This window comes from Streptomyces africanus (assembly GCF_002150735.1).
In the GTDB taxonomy this organism is placed as follows: Bacteria; Actinomycetota; Actinomycetes; order Streptomycetales; family Streptomycetaceae; genus Streptomyces; species Streptomyces africanus.
Genome location: NZ_MUKA01000030.1, coordinates 187 through 15,586 on the forward strand (window position 1 = coordinate 187; position 15,400 = coordinate 15,586).

The following is a 15,400-nucleotide window of genomic DNA, read 5'->3' on the forward strand; positions in this document are numbered from 1 at the left end:
GCCCTGCTGCGCGCCCTGATCGAGGACCATCCCGCGTACGGCGCCGAGACGCTCCTCCTCAACCGGCACCTGCGCCGGCTGCCCGACGTGGTGCGGGGACACGCCGACGCACGTGAACTCCTGCCGGCCGGGGACAGCGCCTACGAGCAACTCCACGAGTCCGGCCCCGCCCACCGCTTCGCCCACCGTGCCGTGCAGGCCCTGCTCGGTGACATCGTCACCCGCTGGCCCGCCGACCGTCCGCTGCGCGTCCTGGAATTCGGCGCGACCACCACCGCCCTGACGGCCGCGGCCCTGCCCGTACTGCCGGCCGACCGGACCCGCTACACCTGCACCGCACCCACCGGCAGCACCCTCACCCGCGCCGAACACCGCTTCTCGGCCCACGACTTCGTCGACTACCGCACTCTCAACCCGAATGCCGATCCGGCCGACCAAGGCCTGCCCCGAAACGGATTCGACCTCGTCCTCGCGGGCGACGCCCTGCACACCACCACCGACCTGGCCGCGACCCTGCGCCGGCTGCACAGCGTGCTGGCCCCCGGCGGACACCTGCTGGCCACCGAACCCCACCACGCCCCGCTCCAGGCCCTGCTGTACGGCACGCTGAACGATTTCTGGGAGCGTGGGGACCACACCCTGCGTCCCGTGACCCGCATCCTCGCCCGGGACCGGTGGGCACCGCTGCTGCACCGGTGCGGCTTCTCCGGTGTGGTGCAGACCGGGCCCGAGGACCGCTCCGTCCTCCTCGCCGCGGCGGACCACAGCCAGGCGGTGGCCACCACCGAGACAGCGGGGCCGGTTCTGGGCACGACCTGGGTGATCGCCGTCGAGGACGGCACCGAGACGGCGACCGCGCGAGCTCTGGCCGCCCGCCTCGGCAAGGCCACCGTGATCACCGCGCCCGACGAGGCCGCCGCCTGGAAGGCGGCCCTGCCCACGGACCCCGATCCGCGCGTCGTCCTGCTGCTCGCCGCACCCGGCCCGCACGAGACCGTCACACGGACCACTCGCCGGGCGGCCCTCCTGCGCTCCCTGGCCACCGCCTGCGACGGCCTGACGGGCGGAACCAGCCCTCAGGTATGGCTCGTCACACGCCCCACCGGCCTCTTCCCGGCCCCGGAGCAGCCGACGCACCCGGTGGACGCAGCCGTCTGGGCGGCCTGCCGCACCTTCGCCAACGAGCGCCCGGACCTGTGCCTGCGCCGCCTGTCCTGCCACCGCACCGGTGAAGCCGACACCGACGCCCGCCGCCTGGCCGGTGAACTTCTCGCACCCGGCGACGACGACCGGAGCGCTCGGGAGGACGAGATCATTCTGACCGCACGGGGCCGGTTCGTGCCCCGGCAGGTTCAGCACCCGGTGGACGAGCCCCCGGGCGTCCCCGCCGGTACGCCGTTCATTCTGGAAGCCCGTGACCCGGGCCTGCACCGGCGGCTCGTCTGGCGGCAGGCAGACGCCCTGGAGCCGGGACCGGGCGAGGTGGTCCTGGAGATGCGGGCCGTGGCCCTGAACTACCGCGACCCCATGCGGGCCAACGGCCTGCTTCCGCCCGAGGCGGTGGAGAACAGTCCGCTCAGCAGGGGACTGGGCACCGACGGTGCCGGCATCGTGCGTGCCGTGGGAGCGGGGGTAGGGGACCTGAAGCCAGGCGACCGGGTCTGCGGCATCGTGCCCGCCGCACTCGCCTCACACGCCACGGCCCCCGCCTTCTCCGTCGTCCGCGTTCCCGACGAGATGAGCTTCACGGAGGCGGCGACCTTCCCCGTCGCCTTTCTGACCGTCCACCAGACCCTGGTCCACCAGGCCCGTCTCGGTGGCGGGGAGACCGTGCTCGTCCACGGCGGAGCCGGGGCGGTGGGTCTGGCTGTCCTGCAGTGCGCCCGTCGGCAGGGCGCCCGCGTCATCGCCACCGCCGGCACGGAGACCAAACGGGACCTGCTGCGCACGCTCGGCGTCGAGCACGTACTCGACTCCCGCAGCCTGGACTTCGTCCCCCGAGTGCGCGAGCTGACCGGTGGTCAGGGTGCGGACGTCGTGGTGAACTCCCTCAGCGGCGAGGCCATCGCCCAGGGCCTGGACCTCCTGCGCCCCAACGGCCGCTTCATCGAGCTCGGCAAGAGGGACATCTTCCTCAACAATCCGATCATGTTGCGCCCTTTCAACGGCAGTCTCACCTTCATCGGCTTCAACCTCGACGCCGTCGTGGAGGACCCGGCCCTGCGAACCCGGCTCGTCGAGGACTTCGGCGCGGCGATCGGCTCCCGCTCCTACCGGCCCTTGCCCCACTCGGCCTATCCCGCCGCCCGTGTCGACGAGGCCTTCCACCTCCTGCAGCACTCCCGGCACACCGGCAAGGTCGTCGTCACCTTCGACCCCCTGGACGAACCCGTCCCCGTCGAACCCGCCCTCGGCTCCCTCAGCCTCGACGGCGAGGGCACCTACCTGATCACCGGGGGACTGAGCGGGCTCGGCGCAGCCACCGCCCACCTGCTGGCCGACCGCGGGGCCCGGCACTTGGCCCTGCTCTCCCGCAGCGGACCCGACGCCCCCGGTGCGCACACCCTGCTACGGGAACTCACCGACCGCGGTGTGCAGGCCACCGCACACGCTGCCGACGTCACCGAGGAAGCGGCGCTGCGCCGGGTCCTCGACGCCGTGGACGCCACCGGGCGCACCCTGCGGGGCATCGTGCACGCGGCGATGCACATGGACGACGCGGTGCTGTCCGACCTCACCGACGAGCGGTTCGCCGCCGTACTGGCGCCCAAGGCGGCGGGCGCCGCCCTGCTGGACCGCCTCACCGCCGACCGCGACCTGGACCTGTTCCTCGCGTACTCGTCCGTGTCCGCCAGTATCGGAAACCCGGGACAGTCCGCCTACGCGGCGGCCAACGCCTACCTGGAGGCCCTCACCCGGGCCCGGCGCGGCACCGGCCGGACGGGTACGGCGCTGGCCTGGGGGCCGATCGGCGAAACCGGCTACGTCGCCCGCAGCGGCATGGAGGCCGCCATGGCCGGACGCGGCCTCGAGCTGCTCACCCCCGCCGAGGTCCTGACCACCGCCGACCACCTTGTGGCCGCCGGCACCGACGTCGCCGGAGCCGGCCGTTACAGCTGGGAGACCGCACGCCATCTGCTGCCTGCCCTGGCCACCCCCCGGTTCGCCCCGCTGGCTCCGGCGTCCTCCGCGGCATCCCCGGACGCCCGTAAGGAGCTCCTGAACGCGCTGGCGGACCTCCCGGCGGACGAGGCGGTACGCAAGATCACCGACGCGATCACCCAGCTCCTCGCCGATGTCCTGCAGGCCGACCCGGTCGATCTCGAGCCCACGGTCAACGTCACCGACTTCGGACTGGACTCGCTGCTGGGGATGCAGTTCCTGATGCAGGCCCGGGACTTGTTCGACATCCGCCTCGGACCGGCCGACCTGGCCACCGGACGCACCCTGGCCCACTTCGCCCGTCTGGTCCACCAGCGGCTGGAACTGAGCGCCGACGAGCGGCAATAGACGCAAGGCGGGCGTCCGCCGTGCCGGGCTCCCCGGTATGGCGGACATCCCGCAGCCAAGGACCGGTCCACACCGCAGCGCAAGCGCCTGATGGAGGCGGAGGACACCGTCAGTGGGTGTGCTGATCGCAGCAGGTGAGCGTCAGCAGCGTGGAGCGCTGGCTGCCTGGTGGCAGGGCGTGTATGCGGGGCGGTCTGCTGTCTTGAGGTGACCAGGTGGCTGCTGCCGTCCGGTCGCCATCGGGTTGGCTGGCTGTCGCGGAGGCGGCTACTCACACGTTGAGAACTTCAGCAGCCGCTGGGCAGGTGCGACCTCTCGGTTTGGGACAGTGGGTGAGGGACAGCGGGCCTGGTTGTGTTGCTGCTGGTCAGTGGTGGTTGAGGGGGGTGGGGTCACTGTTTCGGAGGCGAGATTTCCGTGGGGAGTAGCTGTTGCGGGGGCGTTATTGCATCAGGGGTGACGCTGTCTCAGTTTCGTGAGTTCTGATCCGCTGGCCGATGGGTGTTGGTGTGCTCGGGGGTGTGGATCAGGGAGAGCAGGACCCGGCCTCGGAAGGGGTGGGTGGTGAGGCGAGTGGGGCTTTGCCGGCTGTGTCGGTTCGGGCGTTGCGCGGTGTGGCGGTGCGCCGTCTGCTGGCCCTGCGGCGGGAGGGGAAGCTCACCACTGGGCAGGTGAGGTCGGCGGCGGACGTGCTCGGGGTTTGCGGAGCGTGCGGTGCGGCGGTGGCGGGCGGCCGCCGAGCGGGACGAGGCTGCGGCCCGGGCACCGGGGGAGTGGGCCGCGTATCCCGGGCGGTTCACGGTTACTGATGAGGTCCGGGCTCTGCTGGGGCTGTGGAAGGGGAACGTCGCGGCGGTGCATCGCGAGCTGACCGCTCGCGCGGCCAGGGGCGAGGGTCAGCGGGGCATCCTCAGGGAGCGCGCAGCGCCGCGAGGCCTACGCCAACGACCAGGACCAGGAGGCATCACTGGTCGCGGTCACGGCCCGCTCCAACAGGAGCAAGGCCGACCAGGACCCGGCCCAGTGGCTGCCGCCCGCGGTCGAGGCGCACTGCGGCTACGCCGCGGAGTGGGTGGGCACCAAGCTCCGCTGGAGCCTGACCGTGGACGAACCCGAGCTGGCAGCTTTGCGGGAACTGGGTGCAGCTGCCCGCTGCAGGACGTCGCCTACGAGCCGGCCGACCGATAAGGCGGCCAGCCGGGGCTGTCAGTGACGGCTGCGGGGCCTCCCGCAGTCCAGGGAACAGGCGCACGTGAGGGAGCCGGGCTTGGTCGTCGTCGACGTCGCGGCCACCGATGACGACACCGCGCTCGCCCTGTCGGCGGCGTTGAATAGCGATTCAGCGCCGCCGACACGCTGCTAGTGATGGAGAGTCGCGGTGCGATTGGTGGAAGCCGGACGGATGAAACCACCCAAGCCAGCGATGGTGGTGAACCGGTCGAACACCAAACGTGTTGCACGCTGTATGGTCGACCATGGAGCGCTGAGCTGCATCAACGCGAGAACATTGGTACCGCAACGGCTCGTTCCCCCCAGAGAACCCATGTCCTCCAGGTGGTACTGGTGGAACCTGATCGAGTGGTCCTCGGTGGCGCTGGCAAGGGTGATCGGCACGGTGGTGTTGACTGAGTTGACGAATAACCACAGGTCAGATGGCATCTCTGCTAGCTTCCGCTCATGCTTGAGACGGGTGATCCCTCTCGGGATCTGATCAACTTCGTGCTGCCACAGACCGGTGCCCTGGTCGAGGTGGCCGACCCAGCCCAGTCGTACGTCGTGCTGGACGCCGCCGGGGACGTAGTGGAGCCGGTCTCGGCGTTCTTCGCCCAGCCGGCGTCCTGTTCGCTGGCGCGATGGTCCGCATGCACGTGCAGTTCGACGGCGACCCGGCGCTGTTCGTCCAGCTGGCCGGGTACGTTGGTCAGATCAGCCCACGCTGGGCATGTCCCATCCGGACCGGGGAGCTGGAGCGCGTCGCCCAGGACCTCCACGACAAAGTGATCATGTGCGCCCAGCTGTCCAGACCGTGACCCACGGCGACAACCTCGTCCTGGAAGACTACCTCCGGAACTGGGCTGCGGAACTGCGCCGCCGCTGACGGAGCTCGTCGTCGGCGGACCGCCCAACGGCGCCCCCTGCCGTCACGCGGGTGCCGGCTGCGGCACCTCCAGCACCCCGGCGACCTTCCGTGCGAGCTTGGCGACGTCACACAGGCGGGCGCGCAGCCCGTGCAGGCAGGCCTCGGTGAACAGTCGCTGCTCATCGGCCGTCGACATCAGCCCTCCTTCCGCATACCCCTGGCCCCACGAGAAGTGGGGCTGCGCCGGCGCGGCCAGGCGGCCCGCGCCGTGACCCTGGTGCTTAGTCGGCGGCAGTTGGTGGGAAGAAGACCCGCTCGGCCCCCGTATTTCAGAGGGACACGCGCACTGTTCTGCCAGCGGCAGAACAGCCGCCGGACCGGGCTCGACGATCACTACAGTCCAGTCTCATGACGACGATCACGACGCGTACGGTCGAGTACCCGGCCGACGGTCTGACGATGATCGGGCACCTCGCGCTCCCGGCCGGTGTCGACCGCCGGCCCGCAGTGCTGCTCGGACCGGAGGGCACGGGGCTCAGCGACGTCGAGCGCCGCCGGGCCGATGCTCTCGCCGAGCTGGGATACGTAGCGCTGGCCTTCGACCTTCACGGCGGGCGCTATGTGGGCGACCCCGAGGAGATGTTGGCCCGTTGCCTGCCACTGCTCGCTGATCCCGAGCGGATGCGGGGCATCGGCCATGCGGCGCTCGACGTGTTGCGCACCGAACCGCGGACCGACCCCGACCGGATCGCCGTCGTCGGCTACGGCACCGGGGGCGCCATCGGGCTGGAACTCGGGCGCGACGGCGTCAACCTGCGCGCGATCGGCACAGTCAACGCAACTACCACGGGCCGACCGGGCGAGGCGGCGCGTATTCGCTGCCCGGTGTGGGCCGGGGTCGGGTCGGAAGACCCGATCATGCATCCCGCGCAACGGAACGCGTTCACCGCTGAGATGCAGGCCGCGGGCGTCGACTGGCGCCTCGCGGTCTACGGCGGCGCCTTGCACGCCTTCCACCATCCGCCGGTCGACCACCCCACGGTCCCCGGCGTCGGCTACCACCCACAGCACGCGCAGCGAGCCTGGCGCGACGTCGTCGACCTGCTCGCGGAGTGCCTGCCCGTGACGGAAGATCTGCGGGCATGACCCAGGCAAACAGCCTGGCGCCAGGCCTTCCGCGTCGGGCACTCACAGTCCCCCCCCCAAGTCCCCATAGTCGAATCGCATTCGGGCGGATTCTCGACCGCGGAGAACGCGTTCGCAACTGCCGCAGTAAGTACCGGATTTACTGCGACGGAGCCCCTGCCGTGATCCTCGCGACCTGCGGCGGTCCGTTCCGGCCGCCAGGGCGGGGTCTACGCATTTACTGCGGCCTCACTGCGCTGACCACGTGCGAAGTCGCATCAAGATCAACTAATTGGCCCTTTGGCGCGTATCTCAGCTGTTCCGGAATCGCTGCGGCCAATGGGCGCAAGTGAAGGAAGCTGCGAACGCCGTGGCGCCGTAGCGGGTACGGGAGGCGGGCCTCACCGGCCCGCCTCCCGGCCCTCGGTGCCGACCGCCAGCTGGCCGGAATCCTGGGCGGCCTGCGCGTCGGCGACCGGCTCGGTCTGCAGCAGGTCGGCGACCGTGCAGTCGAGCGCCGCGTACATCAGGTCCAGGTCGTCCAGGGCGAACCGTGACCGGCTTGCCGCCCCACAGCGCGGCAACCCTGCTCAGCGACGGGTTGAACCCCACCCGCTGGAACGCGGCCAGCACCTCAGTCGGCCGCCATAGTCCCGTTGGGCGGCGACCATCCGCAGATTCCGCTTCACCGCAGGTGCCCCGTGTTCACCACCAGTCGTGGGGCCGCCCGGGCACTGGCGGCCAGATTCGCGTGCTCCGGTTCGGCGTGCGCGGTCGCCATGTACCGAAGTGCCGTGGTGGCCCAGGCGTGTCCGAGGAGCCGAGTACGACGAAGCGGCCCCAATGGCCGTGCTCCCGGTGCAGGTCGCCCATGCACACCCCGCACAGCTCGTTGGCCCGGACTCCGGACAGGCACGCGATCTTCGTCATCACATAATCGCGGCAGGCAACCAGGTACATCCGGGCGCCTGGCAGGTCCTCGCGCCAGCGGCCGAAGACGTCCTGCATCGCCGTCTGCGAGGGCGGGACACGCAAGCCGAATTCGCCGCGGTGCCGGGGCCGGTTGAACGGGTCGATCGGCGGCTCGACGGCGTGCCCGAAGCGGCGCATGATCTCGCAGGCATAGCGCTGTTCGAGGAACGCGAAGCGGGACTACGCCTCGCGCGCCCGGACCCAGGCGTAGAGCTGGTCGTCGCCGGATCCGGCGACGACCCGGGCAGCGGTGGCGAATCAGCTGCGGGACTCGCGGCGGCTGCCCAGGTCGTGCAAGACGATCGCGCTCATGCCGGCCATCTGCCTGGCCGTCCGGCACATTCAATCCCGACAAGGCCCTGTGCCGTCCCCGGCCGCCACCGATCAACGCCTTCGGCCCGCCGCCCTCGACTGCCGTCCCCTGGATTGCCCCAACGTCGCCCTCACCCCTGCCAACATCAGCGCCCTCACCGCTGAAGCCCACCGTCTCGACGCCGAGATCCGCCCCCGTCCCACGGTCCCGCCCTTCCTGCTCGCCAGCCTCGAACGCCGCCGCGAGCAATCCACCAGGCCCGCCACGATTACCCGGACCACGTCATGCCCCCCAGAGCCGTCCGCTGCCCAGCCGCCAGGACATCCGCAACGCCATCGATACACTCACTGCCGAGACAGGGCGCTCGCCGAGCGCCCTCGCGCTCGCCACTCAGCTGCAAGCGGCCAACACGACCTTCCGTCGCGACTACCCCCGACATCCGCGACGACCTGGCTCGCTCCCCGCGGGGGACTCCGCGCAGCAACAGCCGCGCCACCGAACGGCTTCAGCAGGCTCAAGATCGGCAACGACCGCCTGCGACGCGCCAACCGCGGCCCCGACCGAGCAGCTCGACTTGGCCGTCGCCGCAAACGTCGTGCTCATGAACATCCGGATGCCTGCCTCGCCAATAGAGGCTCAAGGACGCCGGTCAGAGATTGCGCCGTGCGGGCCGCTCTCGATGAGATCGGGCTGTACCACGCCCGGGGGAGACAGACTGTCGACCGATGCTCATGGGCCTTTCACGTGATGCTTGCTGCAACAACCAGCGGTTATAGTCGTGGCAGGGAACGTTCCCGGATGACATTGGCTGAAGAGTGTAGGGAGCTGGAACGGATGGCGAGGGTCCGCGGCAAGGCTCCTACGATTTTGGACATCGCCGCGGAAGCCGGGGTCTCCAAATCTGCCGTGTCACGTGCCCTTTCGGGACAAGGTGAGGTGAGCGCCGCTACCCGGGACCGGGTCGAGCGCGCCGCCCGCAAACTCGGCTACGTGGCCAATGCGATGGCCCGGGGGCTTGTCGCCTCGCAGACGAAGACGGTCGGTGTCCTGCTCCGGGACGTCACTCGGCCGTTCTACGCATGGCTGCAGACTGCGATGCAGCGCGCGGCCGAGGATCGCGGCTATCAGATCGTCACCGCCACCAGTGCCGCCGACCTGGGCGTGGCCGATGCATTGCGTGCGCTGACGACCCTCGTCTCCTTGCAGGTGGACGGCCTGGTCGTGTCGTCGGCTCGTTTGCCCTCGGAAGAGATCGTCCCGTTCATCGAACGAGTACCGATCGTGGTGGCCGGCCGCCGCGAGACAAGCCGCGGCATCACGAGTGTGTTCTGCGATGACGCTGACGGCGGCACGATGCTGGCGGAGCATCTGCTGCAGCTCGGACACGGGCGCATCGCGGTGGTCCTGACCGACCGCTCGTATTCGCTGAGCCAGTACGCCAGGGGCATTGCCATGATCGAGGGCGTACGGGCCGCAGGGAAAACCGCCGTTGTCTGGGAGGCCGCCTCGGACAGGGAAGCGGGCCAGGTGATCACAGACCAGATCGATGGATCTGGAGTCACGGCCATCATGTGTCCTACCGACGCGGCCGCCGTCGACGCCCTGGAGGTGCTGCGGCAGCGGGGGGAATCGGCACCCGAGCATTACACAGTGACCGGTTACGACGGTTTCGGCCCGCTGGCTACCCCTTACCTGGGGCTCACCACGTTCCGCCAGCCGGTGGAAGAGATCGGCAGAACCTCGATCGATCTCCTGATCGACAGGATCGAAGGCAAGACAGACCAGGACCGCCTGGTCGAGCTCAGAGGGAGTCTCGTCGAAGGCCGGACTGCGGGCGGAGTTCGTCGGTTGCCGTGATCGTCGCGCGGCTTGCGGGTCCGGTCAGTCGTCGGTTTCGGCGGGCCACCACCGGCTGGATGTCACCTTCGGGTCCAGCCCGATCCGCTGGACCGCAACCTCCAGGCCGGCCGTATCACCGGCGTGCTGTGCCGAGACACCCGCCATGACCTTCGTCTGTGAACTCTTCCCGGGCCGTATGTCGAGCGACCGCAGCCTGTACTCCGGTCGATCGACTGCCTGCAGTACCAGCGCCCTGATGCGCGACTCGCTCTTGTCGGTGGTGACGACTTCGAGCATGAAGTCGGTCGGGACGTCTTCGTCGTCCGCTTGCTGCAGCAGTGACCCGGCCTGCCGTTGGCGTCCGTTGACGAATCGGCCCAGGGGCCGCAGGAGCGTGTTGGTGGCGATGATCGCCACGCAGCCGATGACCGCCATGACTTCCATCCCCGCTCCGGCGAGAGAGCCGACCGCCGCCGCACACCACAGGGTCGCGGCCGTGGTCAGTCCTCTGATGTCGACCCCGTCCCGCAGGATGACGCCGGCCCCGAGGAAACCGATCCCGGACACGACCTGGGCCGCCACGCGCGTGGGATCCGCCCCGGGATCCGTGCCGAGCCCCACGGCCCCCATGACCACGAACAGGGAAGCGCCGACGGAGACCAGGGCGTTGGTGCGAATGCCGGCGGTGCGCAGGCGCCACTGGCGCTCCATGCCGATCGCCGCGCCCAGCACCATCGCGACGAGGATTCTGAACGCGAGCCCGAGGATGACACCGGGGTCCGACACAGGACGCCCCTTTCCTGGTTTGCCGTAGGCATCCGGCACACCATCGGACCGGGAGCGTTCCCGGCGGCAGGCTACGCCGATCGCCCGTGTTCGACAAGGGTGACGGGCGGCAGACACGGACTTTTGTTGCAACCTGCCGTTTGCCGAAGCGTTGCTTGTTCGCTTCGCCGGGCCTCTGATACTTTCAAGCCATTGCCAGCCCGGGAACGTTCCCGTAACGTGGCGGACCTGCGGTACGCCGGGCAAAGGAGTTCATATGCCTTCACATACGTCGTCTTCCCTGGCGGCGAGGTGGCGAAGAAACGGCGTCGGCCCGTGGCTTGTTCTGCCGGCTGCCGCGCTGCTGGCGGTCTTTGTCTTCAGGCCGCTTGTCCGGAGCCTGCAGCTCAGTACCTACGCCAGCGACCTCATCGGGAATCCGACCCGGTTCGTCGGCCTGGACAACTACACCTCGCTGCTGTCGGACCCGGATTTCCTGCATACGGTCGTCATCTCGGTCGTCATCGCCCTGCTGGGGATGTTCCTGGCGACCTTCGGTGCGCTGTGCGCGGTGCTTCTGCTGCGCGGCCGGCTTCCGGGCGGCGGGATCTTCAACGTGATTTTCTCGCTGCCGTTCGCCTACTCCGCGGCCTCGGCTTCCACGGTGTTCGCGGGGCTCTTCGCGCCGTCGGTGGGAGTTCTCAACATCATTCTCGGCAATCTGGGAGTGCCCGGCCCGCACTGGCTGGACAGCCCTGTTGCCGCGGTGTGGTCCATCGCCATCGCGACCGCCTGGTACGAGTTCGGGTTCGCCTTCCTCGTCCTGACAGCAGCCGTGCGCGACGTGCCGCCGGAGGTCATCGAGGCCGCGCAGCTCGACGGCGCGGCCGGCTTCCGCCTCGCGGCTCGCATCCTCGTGCCCATCATGCGTCCGAGCATCCTGTTCCTGGTGGTGACCCAGACGATCACGGGGCTGCAGTCGTTCGCGCAGATCCAGGTACTGACCCGGGGCGGACCCGCCGGAGCCACGACCAACCTGGTCTACCGCATGTACCAGTTGGCCTTCGGCAACGGCACACCGGACTTCGGCCGGGCATCGGTCATCGCGATCGTTCTCGTTCTCATCGTCGCGGTGATCACGGCGCTCCAGTTCCGGCTGCTCGGACGGGAGAAGGCAGCATGATTTCGACAGAACTCAGGCCGGCTCCGATGAAGCCGGAGGCTGATGCGGCGCCCTCCTCCCCGCACAGGGTGCACGTTGCGGGAGCGTGGGCCATTGCCCGGTTCGCGGCTGTGCTGGTCTTCGCGGCGATCGTCTTCCTGCCCGTGTACGTCTCGTTCGTCGGTGCCTTCACGCCCAACGGGGAGTTCGCGCGCAGCGGGATCGTTCCCAGCCCGGCCGATGTGACGGTCGGCAACTTCCACGAGGCGATGACGGCCATACCGCTGGTGCGGGAGTACTTCGTGAGCGTCGGCGTCGTCACACTGCAGACACTCGGGCAGCTCCTGACCGGGGCTCTGGCGGCGTATGCCCTGGTCTTCCCGCGCTGGCGGGGCCGCAAGATCGCCTTCGTTCTGGTCCTTGTCACGCTGGCGATCCCCGCCGAGAGCATCGTCATCCCCAACTACGAACTTGTCAGCGCGATCGGGCTGCGTAACACGATCCTCGGGGTCGTGATCCCGTACGTGGCTGCGGGATACCCGGTCTTCCTGCTCCGGCAGGCGTTCGCCGCCGTGCCCACCGAAATCTGGGAGGCGGCACGGATGGACGGCGCCGGTGACATCCGGGCCCTGTTCACGATCATCATGCCGGCCTGCCGGCCCCAGGTCACCAACGCGGTGATCTGGAGTGCTCTGGCTGCGTGGAACGGTTTCTTCTGGCCGCTGCTGATCACCGACACGGCCGCCGCCCGGACCATCCAGGTCGGGATCTCCCAGCTCGCCGCTTCCGAGGCGGCCAGCCCGGCAGTGATCTTCGCGGGTGCTGTCCTCGTGGTCGTCCCCACGATCCTCCTCGTCATCTTCGCCCAGCGCTTCCTCATCAACGGCTTGACCCGCGGCGTCCTGCGCTGAACCGGCCCCGTCCCTCCTCATTGATCCGAAGGAACCGTCATGAAAAGCAGATTCGCGGCTGCCGCCATAGCGGTAACCGTCATGGCCGGCTCAGCGGCCTGCAGTCCGGCCTCGAGCGGGGGCGGCAGCGGGGCGCCCGACGCGTCCGCACTGAAGAACGCCAAGGGCGTCACCGAGATCACGGTCTGGCACGGTCTCGGCGCCGCCAACGGTGTCGCCTTCAACAAGCTGATCAGTCAGTTCAACGCGGCCAACAAGGGCAAGATCCACGTCAAGGCCACCTTCCAGGGCATCTACGCCGACCTGCTGGCCAAGTACACGGCGGGCCTGCGCGGCAACTCCACCCCGACCATCATGGTCGCCGGTGACATCGCCACAGGGTTCATGACCGACGTCAAGAAGAGCATCCCGGCGGCGGACATGGCCAAGGCCAACCCCGGTGACCTGAAGCTCGCGGATCTCTCCGCGACAGGCCGCAACTACTACACGGTCAACGGCAAACTGCAGGCCGTCCCGATGAACATGTCCACACCGGCACTGTGGGTCAACCGCGACCTGCTCGCGAAGGCCGGCATCCCCAAGAGCACCGATCTCAGCACGCTGGACGCCGTGGTCGCCGCGGCCAGGACCGTGGCCGAGAAGACCGGGCAGAAGGGCTTCACCATGCCCGACGACGACTGGTACATCGAACAGCTCGCAGCCACCGCGGGCCAGGACTTCTGCACGCCGGACAACGGTCGCAAGGGCACCGCGGCCTCCGGTATCACCATCAACACCGGTGCGGCGAAGTCGGCTATCACGAAGGTAGCGGACCTCTACCGCACGGGTGTGGCTGTGGATGGGGCGCCCGACGGCTCTGCTGCCCTTTCCGGCTTCCAGGCCGGCAAGGTCGCCTTCATGCTGAACAGCTCGGGCGCACTCGGTGCGCTGAAGGGCGGCACCAGGTTCGACTACGAGGCCCTGCCGTTCCCCACAACTGGTCCCAGGGGCAGCTCCGGCCCCGTCATCGGAGGCTCCGCCCTCTGGCTCAGCAGCACCGCCACGGACGCGCAGAAGGTGGCCGGCTGGAAGCTGGAGACCTTCCTCACCTCGGCCGCCGCTCAGGAGCAGTTCAGCCATGCGACCGGCTATGTGCCGGTCAACTCCAAGACCGACGCGTCCTCCTCCCAGCAGGCGTACCTCAAGGCGAATCCGAACTTCCGGACGTTCACCACCCAGATCAAGAACACCCCCACCGTGTCGGCACCAGCCGGCTGCGTGACCGGCGCGATGACCGCCATCCGTACCGGCAACATCAACCAGATCCAGGCCGCTTTCTCCGGCCAGAAGTCGATCGACGAGGCGCTCGACCAGGCAGCCGCCGACGCCAAGAAGGCGATCAAGGCCTACCAGGACCAGCTCGGCCAGTAGCTGCCCCAACCAGCACCGACGAGAACAGAGAGGGATGACCTTGACGGACATCCGCTACGGAATCTTCCTCCGGCCCGACCCCGCAACCTGCTGGGCCGTCACCCAGGTGACTTTCGCGCTGAACAGGCAATTCGGACTCGTGTCGGCAGGCGCGTTCCCACCGCACGCCACCCTCATCGGGAATCTGTGCACCCAGGCCACCGAGACCGAACTCATCACCGTCCTTGATTCCGTCTTCGAGAACGTCACACCGTTTCCCGTCTACAACCACGGCATAACCCGGACAGGGACAGGCTCATACGAATACAACGTCAATCTCGACGCCTCCGGGAACCGGCCCAACGAACCGCTCGGCCGAGTCGCTGATGCGGTGGCCAAGGCGGTAGTGCCGCTCTCGGTCCCCGTCGACGACTTCCTGGTGACCCCGGTCGCCGACTACAGGTTCGCCGGACATCTCGCCCTGGCAAGTCACGAACTGGCCGTCGACAACCGGCTGAGCAATGAGGTCGGGGACTTCCTGGCCGGCCTCCCTCTGCACGCGCCAGAATCCTTCGCCGCCCGGTGGTACTCGCTGTTCGAGTTCCAAGCCGACTGGAGCAGCCACTGGTGGCAGAACATGTCGTGGCGCCACCTCCACTCGTGGGAGGCCGTGTGACACCCTCCGCCGCAACCGCTCCGAGCGCGGTCATCTTCGATCTCGGTGAAGTACTCGCCACCCCACCAGGTCTGTACGCATCCCTGGCGGCATGCCTGCCCCATCAACCCGAAGCTTTGGAAACCGCCTACTGGGCGCACCGCGACGCGTACGACCGGGGCGGCACCGCACACGCCTACTGGACCTCAGTCCTTGCCGACCTCGGCATTTCGGCAACGCCCAGCGTCATCGCCGACCTGGTCCGCATCGACACCCAAGCGTGGACGACCATCCGTCCGGACGCGATCTCCCTCCTTGCGGCCCTGTCGGACAGCGGCATCCGCGTCGGGATACTGTCCAACGCGACTCTTGAGATGGCCACGGCCGCCCGCGCAGCCCCCTGGGGCGGTTACGTCACCGACTGGTTTTTCTCCTGCGAACTGCGGCTGGCGAAACCCGACGCCGCGATCTACCACCACGTCACGAACGAACTAGCGCTCCCAGCCGCATCAATCCTGTTCATCGACGACCGCCGGGCGAACGTGAACGGCGCTCTGGACGCCGGCTGGAACGCCCACGTATGGACCTCAGGCCCGGACACCGCGAGTCTGCTGACGGACCTGGGGGTGCTCAAGCCGGTCTGAACCCGAACCGGCACGCCCGTCGCCCTCGGCGCACC

14 protein-coding genes and 2 pseudogenes are annotated in these 15,400 nt (G+C 69.0%); 11 read left to right on the forward strand and 5 right to left on the reverse strand.

The window, feature by feature from the left end; translation table 11 throughout:
- The 3 genes and pseudogenes from CCL05_RS05035 to CCL05_RS45920 all read left to right on the forward strand — a co-directional run.
- Window positions 1-3,510, forward strand: a 3,510-nt coding sequence (locus CCL05_RS05035) for an SDR family NAD(P)-dependent oxidoreductase (RefSeq protein WP_244204164.1), incomplete at its 5' end; no start/stop codon positions are given.
- A gap of 898 nt (window positions 3,511-4,408) precedes the next feature.
- Window positions 4,409-4,698, forward strand: a pseudogene (locus CCL05_RS45915) (HNH endonuclease); the annotation flags it as partial.
- Window positions 4,699-4,726: 28 nt separating this feature from the next.
- Window positions 4,727-4,873 carry a DUF6207 family protein gene (locus CCL05_RS45920; protein ID WP_279629923.1) on the forward strand — a complete coding sequence of 49 codons (147 nt, stop codon included), beginning with the start codon at window positions 4,727-4,729 and terminating at the stop codon, window positions 4,871-4,873.
- Here the strand turns inward: CCL05_RS45920 and CCL05_RS45925 are convergent.
- A complete protein-coding gene (locus CCL05_RS45925; RefSeq protein ID WP_086559273.1) occupies window positions 4,870-5,169 on the reverse strand; it encodes a hypothetical protein in 300 nt (99 codons plus the stop codon). The two genes, CCL05_RS45920 and CCL05_RS45925, sit on opposite strands and share 4 nt — an antisense overlap.
- 194 nt (window positions 5,170-5,363) lie before the next feature.
- Here CCL05_RS45925 and CCL05_RS44700 point away from each other — a divergent pair, with 194 nt between their 5' ends.
- Window positions 5,364-5,540 carry a hypothetical protein gene (locus CCL05_RS44700; protein WP_158102415.1) on the forward strand — a complete coding sequence of 59 codons (177 nt, stop codon included), beginning with the start codon at window positions 5,364-5,366 and terminating at the stop codon, window positions 5,538-5,540.
- Window positions 5,541-5,651: 111 nt separating this feature from the next.
- Here the strand turns inward: CCL05_RS44700 and CCL05_RS47085 are convergent, their stop codons facing one another.
- A complete protein-coding gene (locus CCL05_RS47085; RefSeq protein WP_279629922.1) occupies window positions 5,652-5,786 on the reverse strand; it encodes a hypothetical protein in 135 nt (44 codons plus the stop codon).
- 212 nt (window positions 5,787-5,998) lie between these two features.
- Between CCL05_RS47085 and CCL05_RS05050 the strand changes: the two genes are divergently transcribed.
- Complete coding sequence (locus tag CCL05_RS05050) at window positions 5,999-6,736, forward strand: dienelactone hydrolase family protein (protein WP_086559274.1); 738 nt, start codon at window positions 5,999-6,001, stop codon at window positions 6,734-6,736.
- A 291-nt stretch (window positions 6,737-7,027) separates the two neighbouring features.
- On the opposite strand, the pseudogene CCL05_RS05055 reads toward CCL05_RS05050, so the two are convergent.
- Both CCL05_RS05055 and CCL05_RS05060 read right to left on the reverse strand, forming a co-directional pair.
- A pseudogene (locus CCL05_RS05055) lies at window positions 7,028-7,386 on the reverse strand (helix-turn-helix domain-containing protein).
- A gap of 34 nt (window positions 7,387-7,420) precedes the next feature.
- A complete protein-coding gene (locus CCL05_RS05060) occupies window positions 7,421-7,825 on the reverse strand; it encodes a site-specific integrase (protein ID WP_244204166.1) in 405 nt (134 codons plus the stop codon).
- A 973-nt stretch (window positions 7,826-8,798) separates the two neighbouring features.
- Here CCL05_RS05060 and CCL05_RS44705 point away from each other — a divergent pair.
- Complete coding sequence (locus CCL05_RS44705) at window positions 8,799-9,857, forward strand: LacI family DNA-binding transcriptional regulator (protein WP_158102416.1); 1,059 nt, start codon at window positions 8,799-8,801, stop codon at window positions 9,855-9,857.
- Window positions 9,858-9,881: 24 nt separating this feature from the next.
- On the opposite strand, the gene CCL05_RS05070 is transcribed toward CCL05_RS44705, so the two are convergent.
- On the reverse strand, window positions 9,882-10,625 hold the full coding sequence (locus CCL05_RS05070; protein WP_244204167.1) for an MgtC/SapB family protein: 744 nt from the start codon (window positions 10,623-10,625) through the stop codon (window positions 9,882-9,884).
- A gap of 151 nt (window positions 10,626-10,776) precedes the next feature.
- Here CCL05_RS05070 and CCL05_RS05075 point away from each other — a divergent pair, with 151 nt between their 5' ends.
- From CCL05_RS05075 to CCL05_RS05095, 5 genes are read left to right on the forward strand one after another with little or no spacing between them, the layout of a single operon-like run.
- Window positions 10,777-11,787, forward strand: coding sequence for a carbohydrate ABC transporter permease (locus CCL05_RS05075; RefSeq protein ID WP_143589809.1), 1,011 nt, complete (start codon window positions 10,777-10,779; stop codon window positions 11,785-11,787).
- Complete coding sequence (locus tag CCL05_RS05080; protein WP_086559277.1) at window positions 11,784-12,677, forward strand: carbohydrate ABC transporter permease; 894 nt, start codon at window positions 11,784-11,786, stop codon at window positions 12,675-12,677. The genes CCL05_RS05075 and CCL05_RS05080 overlap by 4 nt, the downstream gene beginning before the upstream one ends.
- A gap of 39 nt (window positions 12,678-12,716) precedes the next feature.
- Window positions 12,717-14,087: an ABC transporter substrate-binding protein gene (locus tag CCL05_RS05085; RefSeq protein WP_086559278.1), complete on the forward strand. Its 1,371-nt coding sequence runs from the start codon at window positions 12,717-12,719 to the stop codon at window positions 14,085-14,087.
- 34 nt (window positions 14,088-14,121) lie between these two features.
- Window positions 14,122-14,742, forward strand: a complete 621-nt coding sequence (locus CCL05_RS05090) for a hypothetical protein (protein WP_086559279.1) — start codon at window positions 14,122-14,124, stop codon at window positions 14,740-14,742.
- On the forward strand, window positions 14,739-15,365 hold the full coding sequence (locus CCL05_RS05095; RefSeq protein WP_158102417.1) for an HAD family hydrolase: 627 nt from the start codon (window positions 14,739-14,741) through the stop codon (window positions 15,363-15,365). The genes CCL05_RS05090 and CCL05_RS05095 overlap by 4 nt, the downstream gene beginning before the upstream one ends.
- Window positions 15,366-15,400 lie beyond the last annotated feature (35 nt).

Excerpts from the sequence above, each read along its gene's own strand:
- CCL05_RS45925 (WP_086559273.1), bottom strand. The coding sequence starts at position 5,169 with ATGCCATCTGACCTGTGGTTATTCGTCAACTCAGTCAACACCACCGTG.
- CCL05_RS44700 (WP_158102415.1), top strand. The coding sequence starts at position 5,364 with ATGGTCCGCATGCACGTGCAGTTCGACGGCGACCCGGCGCTGTTCGTC.
- CCL05_RS47085 (WP_279629922.1), bottom strand. The coding sequence starts at position 5,786 with ATGTCGACGGCCGATGAGCAGCGACTGTTCACCGAGGCCTGCCTGCAC.
- CCL05_RS05050 (WP_086559274.1), top strand. The coding sequence starts at position 5,999 with ATGACGACGATCACGACGCGTACGGTCGAGTACCCGGCCGACGGTCTG.
- CCL05_RS05060 (WP_244204166.1), bottom strand. The coding sequence starts at position 7,825 with ATGCGCCGCTTCGGGCACGCCGTCGAGCCGCCGATCGACCCGTTCAAC.
- CCL05_RS44705 (WP_158102416.1), top strand. The coding sequence starts at position 8,799 with ATGACATTGGCTGAAGAGTGTAGGGAGCTGGAACGGATGGCGAGGGTC.
- CCL05_RS05080 (WP_086559277.1), top strand. The coding sequence starts at position 11,784 with ATGATTTCGACAGAACTCAGGCCGGCTCCGATGAAGCCGGAGGCTGAT.
- CCL05_RS05085 (WP_086559278.1), top strand. The coding sequence starts at position 12,717 with ATGAAAAGCAGATTCGCGGCTGCCGCCATAGCGGTAACCGTCATGGCC.
- CCL05_RS05090 (WP_086559279.1), top strand. The coding sequence starts at position 14,122 with ATGACCTTGACGGACATCCGCTACGGAATCTTCCTCCGGCCCGACCCC.